General features: G+C 65.0%; 14 protein-coding genes. 5 read left to right on the forward strand and 9 right to left on the reverse strand.

Annotated elements, in window-relative coordinates; genetic code table 11:
• The first annotated feature begins 7 nt into the window (after positions 1 to 7).
• Genes FJW10_RS16275 through FJW10_RS16290 form a run of 4 tightly spaced genes read left to right on the forward strand, consistent with a single transcriptional unit; the run spans position 8 to position 3,880 of the window.
• Positions 8 to 1,309, forward strand: a complete 1,302-nt coding sequence (locus FJW10_RS16275; RefSeq protein ID WP_140900865.1) for a cytosine deaminase — start codon at positions 8 to 10, stop codon at positions 1,307 to 1,309.
• Complete coding sequence (locus tag FJW10_RS16280; RefSeq protein WP_140900909.1) at positions 1,309 to 2,712, forward strand: FAD-binding oxidoreductase; 1,404 nt, start codon at positions 1,309 to 1,311, stop codon at positions 2,710 to 2,712. Before FJW10_RS16275 ends, FJW10_RS16280 begins: the two co-directional genes overlap by 1 nt.
• Positions 2,712 to 3,293 (forward strand): NAD(P)H-dependent oxidoreductase, encoded by a 582-nt coding sequence (locus FJW10_RS16285; RefSeq protein ID WP_181177549.1) that lies wholly within the window; start codon positions 2,712 to 2,714, stop codon positions 3,291 to 3,293. The genes FJW10_RS16280 and FJW10_RS16285 overlap by 1 nt, the downstream gene beginning before the upstream one ends.
• The gene (locus FJW10_RS16290) at positions 3,293 to 3,880 is read left to right on the forward strand and encodes an NAD(P)H-dependent oxidoreductase (protein WP_140900867.1); all 588 of its coding nucleotides are present in this window, start codon (positions 3,293 to 3,295) and stop codon (positions 3,878 to 3,880) included. Before FJW10_RS16285 ends, FJW10_RS16290 begins: the two co-directional genes overlap by 1 nt.
• A gap of 145 nt (positions 3,881 to 4,025) precedes the next feature.
• Here the strand turns inward: FJW10_RS16290 and FJW10_RS16295 are convergent, their stop codons facing one another.
• The 5 genes from FJW10_RS16295 to FJW10_RS16315 all read right to left on the reverse strand — a co-directional run bounded on the left by FJW10_RS16295 (position 4,026) and on the right by FJW10_RS16315 (position 11,685).
• A complete protein-coding gene (locus tag FJW10_RS16295; protein WP_140900868.1) occupies positions 4,026 to 6,473 on the reverse strand; it encodes an FAD-dependent oxidoreductase in 2,448 nt (815 codons plus the stop codon).
• Complete coding sequence (locus FJW10_RS16300; RefSeq protein WP_140900869.1) at positions 6,470 to 7,651, reverse strand: pyridoxal phosphate-dependent aminotransferase; 1,182 nt, start codon at positions 7,649 to 7,651, stop codon at positions 6,470 to 6,472. The genes FJW10_RS16295 and FJW10_RS16300 overlap by 4 nt, the downstream gene beginning before the upstream one ends.
• Positions 7,651 to 8,550, reverse strand: a complete 900-nt coding sequence (locus FJW10_RS16305; RefSeq protein WP_140900870.1) for a homocysteine S-methyltransferase family protein — start codon at positions 8,548 to 8,550, stop codon at positions 7,651 to 7,653. Before FJW10_RS16305 ends, FJW10_RS16300 begins: the two co-directional genes overlap by 1 nt.
• Entirely contained in the window at positions 8,547 to 11,000 is a 2,454-nt protein-coding gene (locus FJW10_RS16310; protein ID WP_140900871.1) for an FAD-dependent oxidoreductase, read from the reverse strand. Before FJW10_RS16310 ends, FJW10_RS16305 begins: the two co-directional genes overlap by 4 nt.
• Positions 11,001 to 11,097: 97 nt before the next feature.
• A complete protein-coding gene (locus FJW10_RS16315; protein WP_140829382.1) occupies positions 11,098 to 11,685 on the reverse strand; it encodes an XRE family transcriptional regulator in 588 nt (195 codons plus the stop codon).
• A 236-nt stretch (positions 11,686 to 11,921) separates the two neighbouring features.
• Here FJW10_RS16315 and FJW10_RS16320 point away from each other — a divergent pair, with 236 nt between their 5' ends.
• Entirely contained in the window at positions 11,922 to 12,626 is a 705-nt protein-coding gene (locus FJW10_RS16320; protein ID WP_140646639.1) for a nitroreductase, read from the forward strand.
• A gap of 22 nt (positions 12,627 to 12,648) precedes the next feature.
• Here the strand turns inward: FJW10_RS16320 and FJW10_RS16325 are convergent, their stop codons facing one another.
• The 4 genes from FJW10_RS16325 to FJW10_RS16340 form a co-directional block, all read right to left on the reverse strand.
• A complete protein-coding gene (locus FJW10_RS16325) occupies positions 12,649 to 14,091 on the reverse strand; it encodes an MFS transporter (RefSeq protein WP_140900872.1) in 1,443 nt (480 codons plus the stop codon).
• 161 nt (positions 14,092 to 14,252) lie between these two features.
• Entirely contained in the window at positions 14,253 to 14,840 is a 588-nt protein-coding gene (locus FJW10_RS16330; RefSeq protein WP_140900910.1) for a sarcosine oxidase subunit gamma, read from the reverse strand.
• A 7-nt stretch (positions 14,841 to 14,847) separates the two neighbouring features.
• A complete protein-coding gene (locus tag FJW10_RS16335) occupies positions 14,848 to 17,856 on the reverse strand; it encodes a sarcosine oxidase subunit alpha (RefSeq protein WP_140900873.1) in 3,009 nt (1,002 codons plus the stop codon).
• Entirely contained in the window at positions 17,853 to 18,131 is a 279-nt protein-coding gene (locus FJW10_RS16340) for a sarcosine oxidase subunit delta (protein ID WP_140829394.1), read from the reverse strand. Before FJW10_RS16340 ends, FJW10_RS16335 begins: the two co-directional genes overlap by 4 nt.
• Positions 18,132 to 18,189: the final 58 nt, after the last annotated feature.

The following is an 18,189-nucleotide window of genomic DNA, read 5'->3' on the forward strand; positions in this document are numbered from 1 at the left end:
GTTGCAGTTGATTCCGGACAAAGCGTCATATCGGCTTGCCAATGTCCGGCTGCATGCATCGCTGACGTCCGGCCTCGCCGCAGCCTTCGACAGCGACGGCTTCGCGCTTGCCGACATCTCTGTCGCCGACGGCAAGATCTCCAGCATTGCCTCGCATGGCAAATCGAAGCTCCCGGCCGACGCGATCGACCTCGCGGGCCGGATCGTGCTCCCCTGCTTCGTCGACTGCCACACCCATATCGACAAGGGCCATATCTGGCCGCGAAAGCCCAATCCCGACGGCACCTTCATGGGCGCGCTCAATGCCACCGGCGCCGATCGCGCCGCGCGCTGGAGCGCCGAGGACGTCGCGCGCCGCATGGATTTCTCGCTGCGCTCAGCCTATGCGCATGGCACCAAGGCCGTGCGCACGCATCTCGACAGCGTGCCGCCGCAAGAGGAGATCTCCTGGCCGGTGTTCGAAACGATGCGGGAGAGATGGCGCGGCAGGATCGACCTGCAGGCGGCCTGCCTGCTCGGCATCGAAGGCGTGCGCGACAAGAAATGGTTCGAGAAATTGGCGAAACGCGTCGCCGCGGCCAAGGGGGTGCTTGGCGTCGTCACCTATATGGCGCCCGATCTCGAGGAACTGCTCGACCAGGTTTTCGCCCAGGCGATCAAGCATGGGCTCGATCTCGATTTCCATGCCGACGAAACCGACGATGTCGCGGCCATCTCTTTGAAGAAGATCGCCGAGGCTTCGCTGTGGAACGGTTTTGAGGGCAACATCCTGGTCGGCCATTGCTGTTCGCTGGCACGCCAGCCTGATCTCGAGGTGCTCGACACGCTGGACAAGGTGGCCAAGGCAGGGCTCGCCATTGTGTCGCTGCCGATGTGCAACCTCTATCTGCAGGATCGCCGCAACAACGAGACGACGCCGCGCTGGCGCGGCGTGACGCTGCTGCACGAGATGAAGGCGCGCGGCATCAAGGCGGCGGTCGCTTCCGACAATACACGCGACCCGTTCCACGCTTACGGCGATCTCGACATGCTGGAAGTCTACCGCATGGCGACTCGCATCCTGCATTTCGATCATCCGGTCGGCGACTGGCCTAGGGCGGTGGCGGCGACGCCGGCCGAGGTGATGCGGCTCGACGGCGCCGGCGTGCTCGTTGCCGGAGGCAGCGCCGACTTCATCGTCTTCAAGGGCCGCAGCTGGACCGAATTGCTGTCGCGGCCCGAATCGGATCGCATCGTGGTGCGCGACGGCAGGGCGATCGAACGCCAACTGCCCGACTATGCCGAACTCGACGAACTGATGGTGGGATGATGGATATCGCAGTGCTGAAGCGCGATCTCGACGGGATCAAGGTCGACGACCATCCGGCCATCGTCCAGCAGAAGAGCCGCGACTTCTACTGGTACAGCCCGGTGCTGAAGGCGCAGCTCGACCATGTCACCGGCGATCTGATCGTCACGCCGAAGAACGAGGACGAAGTCATTCGCGTGCTTGCCGCGTGCCACAAGCACGGCGTCCCGGTAACGCCGCGCGGCAGCGGCACCGGCAATTACGGGCAGGCCATGCCGCTGTCGGGCGGCGTGGTGCTCAACCTCGCCGAGATGAACGAAATCAAGACGATCGCGCCGGGGCGGGTGGTGACCGGGCCGGGCGCAATCCTTGCCGACATCGACAAGGCGACGCGGGCGCATTCCGGGCAGGAGCTCAGGCTCTCGCCCTCGACCTACAACACCGCCTCGATCGGCGGCTTCATCGCCGGCGGCTCAGGCGGCGTCGGCTCGATCAATTTCGGCGGCCTGCGCGATTTCGGCAATGTTCTGCGCCTGCGCGTCGTCACCATGGAGGCCGAGCCGAAGGTGCTCGAGCTCACCGGCGAGGACCTGCACAAGGTCACGCATGCCTATGGCACCAACGGCATCATCACCGAGGTCGAGATGCCGCTGACCGCGGCTTATGAGTGGGTCGACGTGATCGTCGGCTTCGACAATTTCATGGCCGCCGCCCGCTATGGCAACGCGCTGGCCTGCCAGGACGGCATCCTGACCAAGCTGATCACGCCGATCGCCGCACCCGTGCCGCAGCTCTATTTCAAGCGGCATCAGAAGTTCCTGCGCGAGAAGCAGAGCGTCTGCGTCGTCATGGTGGCGCGGCATGGGCTCGACGCCTTCCTGGCCTTCACCCGGCGCGCCGGCGGCGAGGTCATGTTCAGCGCGGCAACCGCGACGGATGAGGACAAGAAGGGCCTGCCGCCTGCCTATGAGCTGGCCTGGAACCACACGACGCTGAGGGCGCTGCGCGTCGACCCGTCGGTCACCTATCTGCAGTCGCTCTATCCGTTTCCCAACCAGCTGGCGTTGGTCGAGAAGATGGACGCGATGTTCCCGGGCGAGGTGTTCTCGCATCTGGAATTCGTGCGGCTCGACGGCAACATCACCTGCTTCGGCCTGCCGCTGGTCAAGTTCACCACCGAGGCGCGGCTGGACGCGATCATCCGCCTGCACGAGGAGAATGGCTGCCCGATCTTCAACCCGCATCGCTACACGCTGGAGGAGGGCGGCATGAAGCAGACCGACGAGATCCAGCTCGCCTTCAAGCGTGAGACCGATCCGCAGGGCCTGCTCAATCCGGGCAAGATGATCGCCTGGGAAAACCCGGACTACGACTATCGCTCCGGCCGGACCTTCCTGTTCAAGGGCCTGCAAAAGGCGAGTTGATGAACATCCTCGTGCTCTTCGCGCATCCGGTGGAGACCAGCTTCAACGCCGGCCTGCACCGGACGATCGTCGAGCGGCTCGCCGCGGCGGGTCATGCTGTCGACGATTGCGACCTCTACGCCGAGGATTTCGATCCGCGGCTGACGCGCGCCGAGCGGCTCGGCTATCACGACCCGCGCGGGCCGGACGACGCGGTCGCCGGCTATGTGGAGAGGCTCCAGAGGGCCGAGGCGCTGGTGCTGTGTTTCCCGGTCTGGAATTACGGTTATCCGGCGATCCTGAAGGGCTTTTTCGACCGGGTCTTCCTGCCCGGCGTGTCCTTCAAGCTGGTCGACGGCAAGGTGCGGCCGACGCTGCACAATATCCGTAAATTGGCGGCCATCACCACCTATGGCGGCAGCCGTTTTCGCGCCATGCTGATGGGCGACCCGCCGCGCAAGATCGTGAAGCGCATGCTGCGGGCCACGATCAAGCCCGGCGCTTCCGTCTCCTATCTCGCGCATTATTCGATGAACCTCTCCACCGACGAGACGCGCGACGCCTTCATGGCGAAGGTCTCGGCGACGATGGACGCCTTCTGATGCGCGTGTTGGTGGTCTATTGCCATCCGGTGCCGGAAAGCTATTGCGCGGCGATCCGCGATACTGCTGTCGAGGTGCTGAAGGCAAAGGGTTGCGATGTAAGATTGCTCGACCTCTATGCCGAGAATTTCGACCCGGTGATGCGCTGCGAGGAGCGGCGCTTCTACAACGACCGGGCGCCGGAAGACCCGACGCTGACACCGCATTTCGAACATCTGCGATGGGCGCAGGCGATCCTCTTCATCTATCCGACCTGGTGGTATGGCCTGCCGGCGATGCTGAAGGGCTGGTTCGACCGGGTCTGGGCGACCGACATCGCCTTCCAACTGCCGGCCGGTAAGGGGCGGATCAAGTCGTTGATGACGCATGTCACCAAGGTCGGCGTCATCACCACCTGCGGCGCGCCGACCTGGTGGAGCGTCGTCGTCGGCCAGCCCGGCCGCAAGACCATCCTGCGCGGCATGCGAGCGCTGTGCGCCACGCGTTGCAAGACGTTCTTCCTGGCGCATTATCTGATGGATGCCTCGACGCCGAAGAGCAGGGCGGCGTTTTTGGACAAAGTGAGGGCGAGGCTGGAGCGGTTTTAAGATTAGCGTCCTTCTCCCCGTTCAACGGGGAGAAGATGCCGGCAGGCAGATGAGGAGCGGCGCTTCACTTGCAGAACTTGGCGCTTACCCCTCATCCGCCCTTCGGGCACCTTCTCCCCGTAAACGGGGCGAAGGGAAGGTGGCGCTACATCCTTACCCGTTCCGCCTTAGGATCGTACATCGGCTTCAACGACGCCTCCGCCGCGAAGCGCTCACCGGCGATCTCGACCTCGTAGGATGAGGCAAGCACGTCCGCCTCGCTTTCGCCCTCGCACGGCACGTAACCCAGGCCGATCGCGCCGCCGAGATGGTGGCCGTAATTGCCGGAGGTGATCGGGCCGACGATCTTGCCGTCGCGCAGGATCGCCTCGTTGTGGAAGAGCAGGGGCTCAGGGTCTTTCAGGCGGAACTGCACCAGCCGGCGTGATAGGCCGGCTTCCTTCTTCCTGAGCACCGCGTCGCGGCCGATAAAGCCGGCTTTGCTCGTCTTGACGGCAAAGCCAAGGCCGGCCTCCAGCACATTGTCCTCGTCGGTGATGTCGTGGCCGAAATGGCGGAAGGCCTTTTCGATGCGGCAGGAATCGAGCGTATGCAAGCCGCAAAGCTTCAGGCCGATATCGGCACCGGCTTCAGCGATCGCCTCGAAGACATGGGCGGCCTGCTCCGTCGAGACGTAGAGTTCCCAGCCGAGCTCGCCGACATAGGTGACGCGATGCGCTCGGGCGAGGCCCATGCCGATCTCGATCTCCTGGAAAGTGCCAAACGGATTGGCTTCGTTGGAAAAATCGTTCGGGCTGACCTTCCGAATCAGGTTTCGCGCTTCCGGTCCCATCAGGCAGATGACGGCTTCGGCGGCGGTCACGTCGGTGATGACGACGAATTCGTCGGCGACATGCTTGCGCAGCCAGGCAAGGTCGCGCTGCAAGGTGGCGCCCGGCACGACGAGGAAATAGGCCGTCTCCGACAGCCGCGTCACGGTGAGGTCGCTCTCGATGCCGCCGCGCTGGTTGAGCATCTGCGTGTAGACGATCTTGCCGGGAGCCACGTCCATGTCGTTGGCGCAAAGCCGCTGCAGGAACGCGCAGGCATCGCGGCCCTCGACGCGGATCTTGCCGAAGGAGGTCATGTCGAACAGGCCGACGCCGTTGCGCACGGCCAGATGCTCCTCGCGTTGGTTATCGAACCAGTTCTGCCGCTTCCACGAATAGCGGTATTCGCGCTCCTGGCCATCGCGCGCGAACCAGTTGGCGCGCTCCCAGCCCGCCACCTCGCCGAAGACGGCGCCGCGCGCCTTCAAATGCTCATGCAAAGGCGAGCGGCGTACACCGCGCGAGGTCGCCATCTGGCGATAGGGGAAATGGTCGGCGTAGAGCAGGCCGAGCGTTTCCGAGACGCGCTCCTTGAGATAGCGGCGGTTCTTCTGGAAGGGCTGGGCGCGGCGGATGTCGACTTCCCAAAGGTCGAAGGGCGCCTCGCCGTCGTTGATCCATTGCGCCAGCGCCATGCCGGCGCCGCCCGAGGAGACGATGCCGATCGAATTGTAGCCGGTCGCCATCCAGTAGCCGGCAAGTTCCGGCGCCTCGCCGAGATAGTAGCGATCGTCGGGGGTAAAACTCTCCGGACCGTTGAAGAAGGTGTGGATGCCGGCGGTGCCCAGCATCGGCATGCGGTTGACGCCCATTTCGAGGATCGGCTCGAAATGATCCATGTCCTCGGGCAACTGGTCGAAGCAGAAATCCTCGCGGATGCCGTCCATGCCCCAGGGCTTCGCCACCGGCTCGAAGGCGCCGAGCATCATCTTGCCGGCGTCCTCCTTGTAGTAGGCGCACTCGTCCGGCACACGCAGCACCGGCAGGCGGGATAGGCCGGGGATCGGCTCGGTGACGAGATAGAAATGTTCGCAGGCATGCAGCGGGATGGTGACGCCGTTCTGTCGGCCAAGCTCGCGCGCCCACATGCCGGCGCAGTTGACGACGATGTCGGTTTCGATCGTGCCTTGCTCTTCGCCCTGCGTCCAGGAGACGCCGGAGACGTGGCCGTTCTTGGTATGGACCTTGGTGACCTTGACATTCTCGATGATCGTCGCGCCGCGCTGGCGCGCGCCCTTGGCCAGCGCCATGGCGATGTTGGCCGGATCGCACTGGCCGTCGAGCGGCAAATGCACCGCGCCGACCACGTCCGAGACGTTGAGATGCGGGTACATCTCCTTGACTTCGCTCGGCGAGATCTCGCGCACGTCGACATCGAAGGCGCGGGCGAGCGATGCCTGCCGATAGATCTCGTGCTTACGCTCTTCGGTCAGCGCGACGGTGATCGAGCCGACCTGGCGCATGCCGGTGCCGACATCGGTCTCGGCCTCGAGCTTGACGTAGAGGTCGGCCGAATATTTCGCCAGCCGCGTCATGTTCTGCGAGCCGCGCAACTGGCCGATCAGTCCGGCCGCATGCCAGGTGGTGCCGCTGGTGAGCTGCTTGCGCTCCAAGAGCACGATGTCAGTCCAGCCGAGCTTGGCTAGGTGATAGGCGACCGAGCAGCCGGAGACGCCGCCACCGATGACGACGGCGCGGGCTTTGCTGGGGATGGTCTTGGTCATGCGGCCTTGCGGCGGTAGTTGGAAGCGAAGCGGCGCACGCGAAGCGCTGCTTCCTTGAGGATGGGCTCGGGCTGGCAGAGGCTGATGCGGATGTGGCCGGCGGCGGCCTCGCCGAAGCTCGATCCGGGCATGACGCCGACCTTTTCCTTGTCGAGCAGCGCCCAGGCGAATTTCTCGTCGTCGGGCTCGACGGCGGAGACATCGAGCATGATGTACATGCCGCCTTCGGAGCCGCGCACGGTGACTTCATTGGCGCCGCGTATGGCGTCGAGGAAGACGGTGCGTCGCGCGGCATAGCGCTCGGCGATGTCCTTCACGCCATAGTGGTTCTCCAACGCCTCGGCGCAGGCGATCGAGATGAAGGCCGGAAGACCGTAGGTCGTGACCAGATTGAGGTCGGTCATCAGCGCGATCATCGCTTTCGGCCCGGTCAGCCAGCCCATGCGCCAGCCGGTCATGCCGTGGCTCTTCGACATGGAGTTGATGACCAGCGTGCGCTCGGCCATGCCGGGCAGCGAGCGCGGCGAGATATGCTCGCCGCCGCCAAGCGTCCAGTAGACCTCATCCGACAGCAGCCAGAGATCATGTTCCTTGCAGATTTCGGCCAGTTGCTCGAGCCGTTCGCGCGAGTAGACGGCGCCCGTCGGGTTGTTCGGCGTGTTGATCAGTATGGCGCGGGTGTTGGGCTTGAGCGCGGCGCGGATCACTTCCGCGCGGGGTTGAAACCCATCTTCAGCGGGCGTCTCGACAACGGTGAAACTGGCGCCCGCGGCGCTGAAGGTGTTCGGGTAGGTGGCGTAATAGGGGGCGACGACGATTGCGTGGTCGCCCGCGTCGAGCACGCCCTGCACGGCGGCATAGAGCGCCCCCTGGCCGCCGGCCGTGGCGATGACTTCGTCGGGTTCCGTCAGGACGCCGGCGCAAGCGGTGGAGGCCGCGGCCATCGCCTTGCGCAGGCGCGGTAGGCCAGGCAGCGGCGTGTAGTGATGGTTGCTGCCGCGCACGGCGGTCACGCAAGCCTCGATCGTTTCAGACGGCGTATCGAAGTCGTGGTCGCCGACCGAGAGCACGATGATGTCTTCGCCGGCCTGCTTGCGATTCCAGGCGGCGAAATGAACCTCCCAACCATCCTTGCCGGAAGGCACGATGGCAGTAATGCGCTTTGACGGCTTTGGCATCAGGAAACTCCCGAAATCTGGTGGCCGGCCCGCATGAGCTTGTCGCGCAGGGCGGCGATATGGGCGGGGCCGACCTCGCAGCAGCCGCCGACAATGCCGGCGCCGGCATCGACCCAGCCGATAGCCTGGTCGGCATAGTCTTGCGGATCGAGATCATGGCGGGCGTGCAGCACCTCGACCGTGCCGCCATGCTTCAATGCTTCGACCGAGGTGAAGCCGTTGGCATAGGCGCCCACCGCTCCACCCAGCGCGACGAGTTCGGGCAAGGCGGCGGCAATGGCTTCGGGCCGGCAGCAGTTGAGCAGCCGGGCCGCGACCTGCAGGTCGTCGAGAGCGTTGACGGCGGCAGCAATGCTTTCGCCGCTGCGCAGGCGGGGCGTGCCGTGGTCGGCCAATGTCCACGACACCCATACGGGCTTGCCGCTTTCGGATGCCGCGGTGACGGCCGCGCGGGCCTCCTCGGCGGAAGCCATCGTCTCGCACAGGAACAGATCGACGCCGTCGGCCTGCTCGGCGACGATGCGGCGATAGATATCGAGCGTGTCCTCGAAGGAGATGGTCAGCGCCGGCGCGTAGCTTCCGAACAGAGGCGACAGGCAGCCGGCTATGGCTGCGTCGCCCGCTTCGTCGCGAGCCTGCCTCGCCAGTTCGATGCCGCGCTTCTGCAACGGCTTGAACAGATCTTCGGCGCCCTCGCGCGCCAAGCGTTCCGGCGTTGCCGAATAGGTGTTGATGGTGATGACACGTGCGCCGGCACGGATGAATTCCGCGTGCAGGTCGCGCACCAGGTCCGGTTCGTCGATCAGCACCCTGGCCGACCATAACGGCGTCGGCTCGGACCTGCTGCGCCGGATCAGTTCCTGGCCCATGCCGCCATCGGTGAGGATGACGGAGGTCATGCCCGCAACCTCTCGTTCTTCGGATCCCACAGCGGCTCGTCGTTCTGGACGACGGCCTTGAAGCGATCGCCAAAAATCTCGATTTCGATGGTCGTGCCCGGCTGCGTGAGATCGGCGCGCAGCATGCCAAGCGCAATCGACTTGCCGACGCGGTGGCCCCAGCCGCCCGATGTCGTCTCGCCGACGATGCTGCCGCCGTGCCACAGCGTCGACATATAGGGCGCGTCGCAATCGCCGGGATTTTCGATGACCAGCGTGACGAAACGCTTCTTCACGCCCTGCTGCTTTTCATTGAGCAAAGCCGCCCTGCCGCGGAAGTCGGGCTTGTCCCATTTGACGAAGCGCTCCAGGCCGCCCTGCAGGATCGAATAGTCGGTCGAGAGATCGCCCTTCCAGGCGCGGTAGCCTTTCTCCAGCCGTAGCGAATCCAGCGCATACATGCCGAAGGGTTTCAGCCCGTGCCTCTGGCCGGCGGCCCAGACGGCGTCGAAGATGGCCGTCGTGTCGGCGACCTTGGTGTGGATCTCCCAGCCAAGCTCGCCGGCGAAAGAGACGCGCACCAGTTTCGCCCAGCGTCCGGCGATGGTCGTTTCCTGATGCGTCAGCCAGGGCAGCGAGAGATCCGCGTCGCAAACCTCGGCCAGGATCTTGCGCGAGTTCGGGCCGGCGAGGATCTGGGTCGAGTATTCCTCCGTCCGGTCGGTCAGCGTGAAGGCTGCGTCGGCCGGCATGCGCGACTTCAGCCATTCGAAATCGTGCCATTGCGCCACCGCCGCGGTGATCAACGTCATCTGGTCCTCGCCATGGCGTACCACCGACATTTCGGTGACGATGCGGCCCTTGTCGTCGGCGAAATAGACGAGGCCGATGCGGCCGGGCTTCGGCACCAGGCCTGTGACCTGCCTTGCCAGCCAGTCGGCCGCGCCCGCACCTTCGAGGTTGAAGCGCGAGAAGCCGGGCAGGTCGAGGATGCCGGCGGCATCGCGCACCGCTAGGCATTCTTCGCGCACCGCGCGGTGCCACGGACCTTCGCGGCGGAAGGTGAGGGTGGATTCTTCCGATGTGTCGTCGCCGGGCTTCGCATACCAGGTGGCGCGCTCCCAGCCATTATAGGCGTCGAACTGGCCGCCCAGCGCCTTGATGCGCTCATGCAGCGGCGAATGCTTGCGGTCGCGCCCCTCCGGCCAGGCATGACGCGGGAACTGGATGGCGTATTCGTTGCCATAGATTTCCATGCCCTTGGCGACGCAATAGTCGGGGGCCGAGGCAAAGCTCGTGAACCGGCGCGGATCGCAGGACCACATGTCCCATTCGGTCTGGCCCTCGGTGACCCACTCGGCCAGCACCTTGCCGGCGCCGCCGCCTTGTGCGATGCCGAAGGTGAAGACGCAGGCCTCGAAGGCATTCGGCACGCCGGGCATCGGCCCGATCAGCGGGTTGCCGTCCGGCGCGTAGGGGATCGGCCCGTTGATCACCTTGGAGAGGCCGGCGGTGCCGAGGATCGGCACGCGAGCCACGGCATCGGCGAGGTAGTGCTCGAGGCGGTCGAGATCGTCGGGGAAAAGCTGGAAGGAAAAATCCTTCGGCATCGGATCGTTGTGGGTCGCCCAATGCGCGCGGCAATTGCGCTCATAGGGGCCGAGATTCATGCCGGTCTTTTCCTGGCGCAGATAATAGGACGTATCGACGTCGCGCAGCAGCGGCAGTTTCTTGCCCTGTTCCTTCGACCATGCGGCGAGCTCGGGGATTTCCTCGAACAATATGTACTGATGGCTCATCACCATCATCGGCACTTCGCGGCCGAACATCTTTCCGACTTCGGCGGCGCGGTAGCCGGCCGCGTTGATGACGATCTCGCAGCGGATTTCGCCCTGTGGGGTGGTAACCACCCATTCGCCGTTCTCGCGACGCACGCCGGTGACCGGGCAGAAGCGGATGATTTTCGCGCCCATGTCGCGCGCGCCCTTGGCGAGCGCCTGGGTCAGCTGCGCCGGGTCGATGTCGCCGTCGCTCGGATCATAGAGCGCGCCCTTCAGCTCATGCGTCTCGATGAAGGGGTAGCGGCGCTTGATCTCATCGAGGCCGACGACGTCGATGTCCATGCCCTGGTAGCGGCCCATGCCCTTGGCGCGCTGGAATTCCTGCATGCGCTCATTGCTATGAGCAAGCCGGAGCGAGCCGGTGACATGGTAGTTCATCGGATAGTCGACGGCTTCGGCCAGACCCCGGTAAAGCTCGGTCGAGTAGCGCTGCATGTTCATCAGCGACCACGACGAGGAAAAGGTCGGCACGTTGCCGGCGGCATGCCAGGTCGAGCCGGAGGTCAGCTCGTTCTTTTCCAGAAGCACGCAATCGGTCCAGCCGGCCTTGCAGAGGTGGTAGAGCGATGAGCAGCCGACGACACCGCCCCCGATGATCACCACGCGTGCCGTGGTCGGCAAACCCGCCATGTTCTTCCTCCAACTCAAAGCGCGACACGTCGGGCTTTGCTTCCTGTTGATGCATGCCGCCCAAAACCGCTGGGCACTTTCGGGCGGCATGCAATGTTCAATAGACAGGCGGCGAAACCACCCAAATGACGACCGCTGCCTCGACGCCAGGATTGCGCCAGCGAAACGGCTTGCCCTCGAAGCGGAACGAATCGCCCTCGCCGAGACGATGCCAGACGCCGTCGATCTCGATCTCGAACGTGCCCGACGCGACGTAGCCTGCTTCTTCCGTCGGGCGGCGCGCTTCGGTCTTCAGCTCCGCGCCCGGCGCGAAGACCGAGCGCAGCATCTCGAAGCTACCGCCGAGGTCGGGCGACAGAAGCTCCTCCACCAGGCCGGATTCACTTGTGCCAAGCGAACGGCGGCTGCCGGCGCGCACGACCACGCCGCGCTCCTGCTCGACAGGCACATCATGGCTGAAGAACAGGCTGACCGGAACGTCGAAGAGGCTGGCGAATGCCCTCAGGTCGCCGAGCGAGGGAACCGAGAGGCCGCGCTCGACCTGGCTGACCCAGCCGACCGAACGGCCTAACTTGAGCGCAATTTCAGCGAGCGTGAGGCCGCGCGCCTTGCGGAGCGCACGGATGTCGCCGGCCAGCAGCCGGTCACCATTGTCCTGCTCCGATTTGGTCGCGGTCGGGGTCAAAGGTTACTCGTGAAAAAATCCGGATAAATTTCATGAGAGGGTAAAATCATGAAAAAATCAAGGAGATTTTCATAGGCCACAAGATTTGCTTGCGCGTTTTCGGCGGTTGATGCAAAGGCTCGCGCACGAGCGGCGAGTGGGGCGTCCGGTCGGGGACCAGTTTTAGCTTATAGTCTGCGGATGGTCGTTAAGGAAACCGGGTTGCGGGTTTCTGGCCATGCCGAAAGGGACGACCCATGCTTGAGAAGAACATCCGGATCGCGTCGGATGCCGAGATCGTCGATGAGGCGATCATGTCGCGCCGGTCGGTGCGCGCCTTCCTGCCCGATATGGTCGATGACGACACGATCCGCGCGATCCTGGCCGTCGCCGCGCGCGCGCCGTCCGGTACCAACATGCAGCCCTGGCGCGTCTATGTGACCAAGGGCGAGGTCAAGCAGCGCATCAGCGACGCCATCCTCAATTCCGGCATCCGCGCTGAAAAGGCGGAGTGGGACGAGTACCGCTACTATCCCGACCAGTTCTTCGAACCATACCTCACGCGCCGCCGCGCCAACGGCTTCGGCCTCTATGGCGTGCTGGGCATCGGCCGCCGCGAGGTCGACAGGATGCGAGCCCAGCACGACCGCAATTTCATCTTCTTCGACGCGCCGGTCGGCATGATCTTCACGATCGACCGGAGGCTGAATCAGGGGTCGTGGATCGACTACGGCATGTTCCTGCAGAACATCATGGTGGCTGCGCGGGGCAGGGGGCTGCATACCTGTCCGCAGGCGGCGTTCGCGCCCTATCACCGCCAGATCAGGCCGGTGCTCGGTATTCCCGACGAGGAGATCGTCGTCTGTGGCATGGCGCTCGGCTATGAGGATACGTCGAAGCCCGAAAACGAGTTCCGGACCGACCGCGCGCCGCTCGAGGACTGGGTAAGCTTCGCGGAATAATGACGCCGAGTTTCTCGGTCGGCTAATCGGTGCTCATATGCGCGCCGTGCCCGCTGACATGGGCGCCGTCCTGCGGCGTCAGCCTGAGATAAGCCGACAGCGCGCAAAGCGTGATCAGCCCTTCGATGACGAACAGGATGCGATAGTCGTTGACGCTGGCCTTGCCGCCGCCGGCAAGCAGCGACAGCAGCGCGGCGGCGAGGCCGACGCTGAGCGCCACCGCAAGCTGCCACAAGATGTAATAGAGCGCGCTGAAGCGCGCGAGTTGCTCCGGCGCGATGTCCGAATAGGAAAGGTTGCCGGTCGAGGCCCATTGCACGGAACGGAAGACGCCGAAGGCGAAGATGTAGGCCAGGACGATCCAGGCCGGCAGGCTCTCCTGCATCAGGGCAAAGCCCGCGACCAGCAAAGCGACGATCGGCGTGTTGGTGACCAGCACGCGCCTGAAACCGAAGCGGTTCAACAGGCGCGGCATGAAGAAGCGCATCATCAACGACCCGATCGCGGCGACGAAGGTTAGCGATCCGGCCTGCACGGCGCTCATGCCGAAGCCGAGCTGGAACATCAGCGGCAGCAGGAAAACGACCGAGCTCAGGCCGATCGTGTCGAGGGCGCCGCCGGTGAGGAAGGAGATGCGGAAGGTGCGGATGCGCAGCAGGTTGAGATCGAGCAGCGGGTTGCGGGCGCGCAGGCAATAGAAGGCGGCAACCGCCAGGATGACGATCGCCAGGCCAAGCTCGATGCCGATGAGACTGCTTGCGGCATCCTTGGCGGCAAGCGAATCCATGCCGAAGACCAGCAGCCCCATGCCGCTGCCGACAAGCAGGAAGCCCGGAAAATCGAATGGGGTGCGGACCGGCTTGGTCGTCGTGGGAAACATGGAGGCGGCCAGCATCGCGGCGGTCAGCGCGATCGGGATGTTGATGTAGAAGATCCAGCGCCAGGAGACGTAGGTGGTGAGCGCGCCGCCGACGAGCGGGCCGACCAGCGGCCCGGATTGGCCGGCCAGCGAGATATACATGTTGATCTTCAGTGTGCGGTCGCGCGGGAAGCTCGACAGGATCACGACCTGGCCAAGCGTGCCCATCAGCGCGCCGCCGCAGCCTTGCAAGGCGCGCGAGCCGACCAGCATCCAGATGTTTTCCGAAAGGCCGCACAGGGCCGAAGCGCCAGCAAAGACGAGCAGCGCGAAGCAATAGACGTTGCGCAGGCCGAAGCGGTCGGCCAGCCAGCCGCCGAGCGGCATGGTGACGATGAGGCTCGCGACGTAGACCGTGATCAGCAGGCCAAGCTGGCTTGGCGGGCGATCGAGGCTCTCGCCGATGCCGGGCAGCGCGGTCACCACGACGTTCTGGTCGAGGCTGGTCATGAACACGCCGCAGGCGACCGTCGCCGGCAACAGCATCGACGGACCGCCCGCCGGAGCAAAGCGGGTCGTGGCCGTCGCCGAAGTCTCAACAGTCATGGAAGAGTATGGTCGAACTGGTTGCCTGAGCGGACGTTTGCCCTGGCAAACGCCGATGATTCCTATCTATCGTCCCTGCTGGCCCAACGCTCAAGCAGCAGTTGTAATCGTCCGTAGTGCCAGATGCAGGCGGGACCAATTCCTGATCTCGTCGCGCCGGGCTATTGCACTTCGTAACCGACTTCCTCCGAGGCGTGGCACAAGGCCTTCCAGAAGGAGCGCGCGAAGGAGCGGAAGACGTAGATGTCGAACTGGTCGGCGCCTGTGCGCTGGATCTGCGCGAAGACGTCGTGATGGTTGGTCGAACGTCCAGCGCCGAGCGGGAAGGCCGGCAAGGCGAAGTCGATGGCGAAGAATTTCGCCATTACCCATTCGGCCTTCGGGCCGGCGATGCGGATCGCGGTGCGGCCGTGCGACAGGTCAGTGAGAGTGCCGATGGCCGGCGTGATCGATCCGGCAAAGGCCTGAGCCAGGCCTTCGGCCTCGTCCACCACGGTGAATTTCCCCGGCGCGAAGCCGAAAACGGCGCGGGCGCCGCTGCTCACGCCGCCGCCGGCGCCGTCGGGCAGCGCGAGCCCGGTGACCTTGCGGACAATTTCGATCAGCCGCTTCTCTTCGCCCGGCCATGCGGCGAGCTGCAGGATCGAGCCCGGCCGCGTCTCGGACAGGATGACATCGACGCCATGTTCGAAATTGCCGTGCGACCCCGGATGGTAGTCCGGCTCGAGCGGCGATTGGCGTTCGGGCAACTGGTGCTCAGCCATGCATGCGGCTCCCGTCCGGATCGTAGAAATGGTTGGAGACGATCTCGATCGGCCCGAACCGGTTGCGCAGCGGATCCGAGACGAACGCGCGGGTCCCGTGACGCCCCTTGCCGCCCTTGACCAGGGCCAGTGCGATATATTTGCCCAGCGCCGGCGAATAGCAGCAGGCGGTGATGTGACCGAGCGAGTCGTGCGGATTGGCCTCGTCCAGTTTCTCGACGATATGTCCGCCGCCGTTGAGCGGCCGGTTGTCGAGCGCGATGAGACCGACCAGCTCGAGCCGGTCGGGGGCGATCAGGCCTTCCCGGTCCATCATGGCCGAGCCGATAAAGGGCTTCTTCTTCGACAGCATCCAGTCGAGATGGAGGTCGCGCGCCGTGGTGCGGCCGTCGATCTCGGCGCCGGTGACATGGCCCTTCTCGATGCGCATCGTGCCCAGCGCCTCGAGCCCATAGGTGACCAGGCCGAAAGGCTTGCCGGCCTCGATCAAGGCTTCCCAGACGCGGGTGCCGTAGCCGGCGCCGGAATAGACCTCGAATGCCATTTCGCCGGAGAAGGACAGCCGGCAGATCATCACCGGAATGCCGGCGATCCGGCCATGGACGATGCCCATGAAGGGCAGGCTGGCGTTGTCGACGGCGGTGCCGCTGACGCAGGAGGCAAGGATGGCGCGCGCGTTCGGTCCGCCGATCGCCGCGCCCGCCCATTCGTCGGTAACGGAGCTGACGGTGACCTTTAGCTCCGGCCAGATGACGTCGAGGAAATATTCCAGATGCTGCATCACCTTGCCGGCATTGGCGGTGGTGGTGGTCATCAGGAATTTCTGCTCGCCAAGCCGCCAGGTGGTGCCGTCGTCGAAGGCAAGCCCGTCCTCGCGCAGCATCAGACCGTAGCGGGCCTTGCCGACCGCGAGTGTGGAAAACATGTTGGTGTAGACGCGGTCGAGGAACTCGGCCGCGTCGGGCCCCTGCACCGCGATCTTGCCCAGCGTCGAGACGTCGACGATGCCGGCGCTTTCGCGTGTCGCTTTCGCTTCGCGGACATAGGCCTGCTCGACCGTCTCGCCGGCAAGGCCGTAGATCATCGGGCGGTACCAGAGGCCGGCCGAATACATCCTCGCGCCATTGGCGACGTGCCAGTCATGCATCGGCGTCAGCCGTTCCGGCTTGAGGTCGCCGAAGCGTTCGGCGGCCAAGGAGCCGATCGACACCGCCGTGTAAGGCGGCCGGAAGCGCGTCGTGCCGACTTCGGGGATCGGCTTGCCGAGCGCCTCGGCCATGATGGCAAGGCCGGGCACATTGGAGTTCTTGCCCTGGTCGGTCGCCATGCCGAGCGTGGTGTAGCGCTTCAGATGCTCGACCGAGACGAAGCCTTCGCGATGCGCCAGCCGCACGTCCTCGGCGGTCACGTCGTGCTGGAAGTCGACAAAGCTCTTGCCCTTGGCCTTGATCTCGAAGACCGGCGCCGGGTCGGGATCGCCGGGGGTCGGCTCGACGACGGGCAGGGGAGCGGATGACGCTGCACCGCCAGCCGCCTGAAGGCCGGCCGCGCGGCCTTCGGCGATGGCTTCAGCAGTCGAAAAACTGCCGGTGAAGGCGCCGGCGCCAATCCATTGCTGATTTGGCCCGCGCTGAGTCGACTTCGGTGGCAGGAAGGCCTGCCGGGCTGGGTTCCATTCGGCCTTCGCTCCGGCCTGGCTGGCGAGATGAATGGTCGGCGACCAGCCGCCGGACATCAGAAGGCTGTCGGCATGGATGCTGCGTTCGTCGCCGCTCAGCGCACCGCTCATGGCGTCGAAGCGCTGCACCTTGAGGCCGGTGAGGCCCTTGCCGCCCTCGGTCGCAACCACGGCATGGCCGTCCAGCAGCTCGGCCTCGGCTTCGCTCGCCAGCCGGCGCATGTCGTTCGAGACGTCGCTTCGGACATCGACGATGGCAACGATCGCGGCGCCGGCCTTCTTCAAGGCGAGGGCCGAGCGGTAGGCGCTGTCGTTGTTGGTGAGGAGCGCGATGCGCTGTCCCGGCAGCACGCCATATTCAACTGCGTAGCGTTCCGCCGCATGCGCCAGCATGACGCCGGGACGGTCGTTGCCCGGGAACACCAGCGGCCGCTCGAAGGAGCCGGTGGCGAGAACCACGGTGCCTGCGCGGATCGCCCAGTAGCGCTGGCGCGGCTCACCCTTGGCGGCCCCTTCCTTGTGATCGGTCACGCGTTCGAGCGCGGCCAGCGTGTTGCCATCGTAATAACCCCACACCGTCGTGCGCGGCAAAAGGCGGACATTGTCGTTGCCTTCGAGCTGGCCAACGGTGCGCTGGGCCCAGTCGGCGGCAGGCATGTCGTCGATGGTTTCGCCCGACCAGTTGGCGGAGCCGCCGAAGTTGGCTTCGAGATCGGCGAGGATGACGCGGGCGCCCTGGTCGGCGGCGGCCTTTGCCGCCATCAGGCCGGCCGGACCGGAGCCGACGACCAGCACGTCGCAAAAAGCGTTCATGCGCTCGTAGCGCGCCGGATCGGGCGCGGTGCCAGCCTTGCCGAGGCCGGCGGCGCGACGGATGAAATGCTCGCAGAACATCCAGAAGCGCGTGCCCTTCAGCGGGCCGATCACCGGCCCCATGAAGGTCTTGTAGTAGAAGCCGGCCGACAGGATCTTGCCGCCGAGCTGGTTGATCGCGCTTACATCCCAGGCAAGCGAAGGCGTGCGGTTCTGGCTGACGGCGACGAGACCGTCATAGATCTCGACCATGGTGGCCGGGATGTTCGGCTCGCGCACTGCGCCGCGCAGCACCGTCACCAGCGCGTTCGGCTCCTCGACGCCGGCGGCAAGCAGACCACGCGGGCGGTGATATTTGAAGGAGCGGCCGAACAGCGTCACGCCGTTGGCGAGCAGCGCCGAGGCCAGCGTGTCGCCGGCATGGCCGGTGTAAGGCGCGCCGTCGAAGGTGAAGCGGATGGTGCGCAGCCGGTCGATCCGGCCGCCGGTCTCCGTGCGGCGAGGGCTCACGAGCGGCCCTCCGCCTTGTGGCCGCCACGAGCGAATGCGGTGCTCAGGATCTCATGCGTGACGGTGTTGCGCACGACCCTCAGATGCGCGCGGCAGCCGCCGGAATGCTGCCAGATCTCGTTGTGATCGCCGGCCGGGTTCAGCCGGTCGTAGACATAGGCGTTCCAAGCGTCGAGGTTCTGCGAGGCCGGCTGCGGCCGCTCGCGGTTACCGTCGCCCTGATAGGTGAATTCGATGACGTCGCGCGGGCCGCAATAGGGACAGGTGATCAACATTTTTATGTATCTTTTTGTTCAGCCATGATCTTTTCCAAAAACCGGCTTCCACTTTTTG

The organism is Mesorhizobium sp. B4-1-1 (genome assembly GCF_006439375.1).
Taxonomy (GTDB): domain Bacteria; phylum Pseudomonadota; class Alphaproteobacteria; order Rhizobiales; family Rhizobiaceae; genus Mesorhizobium.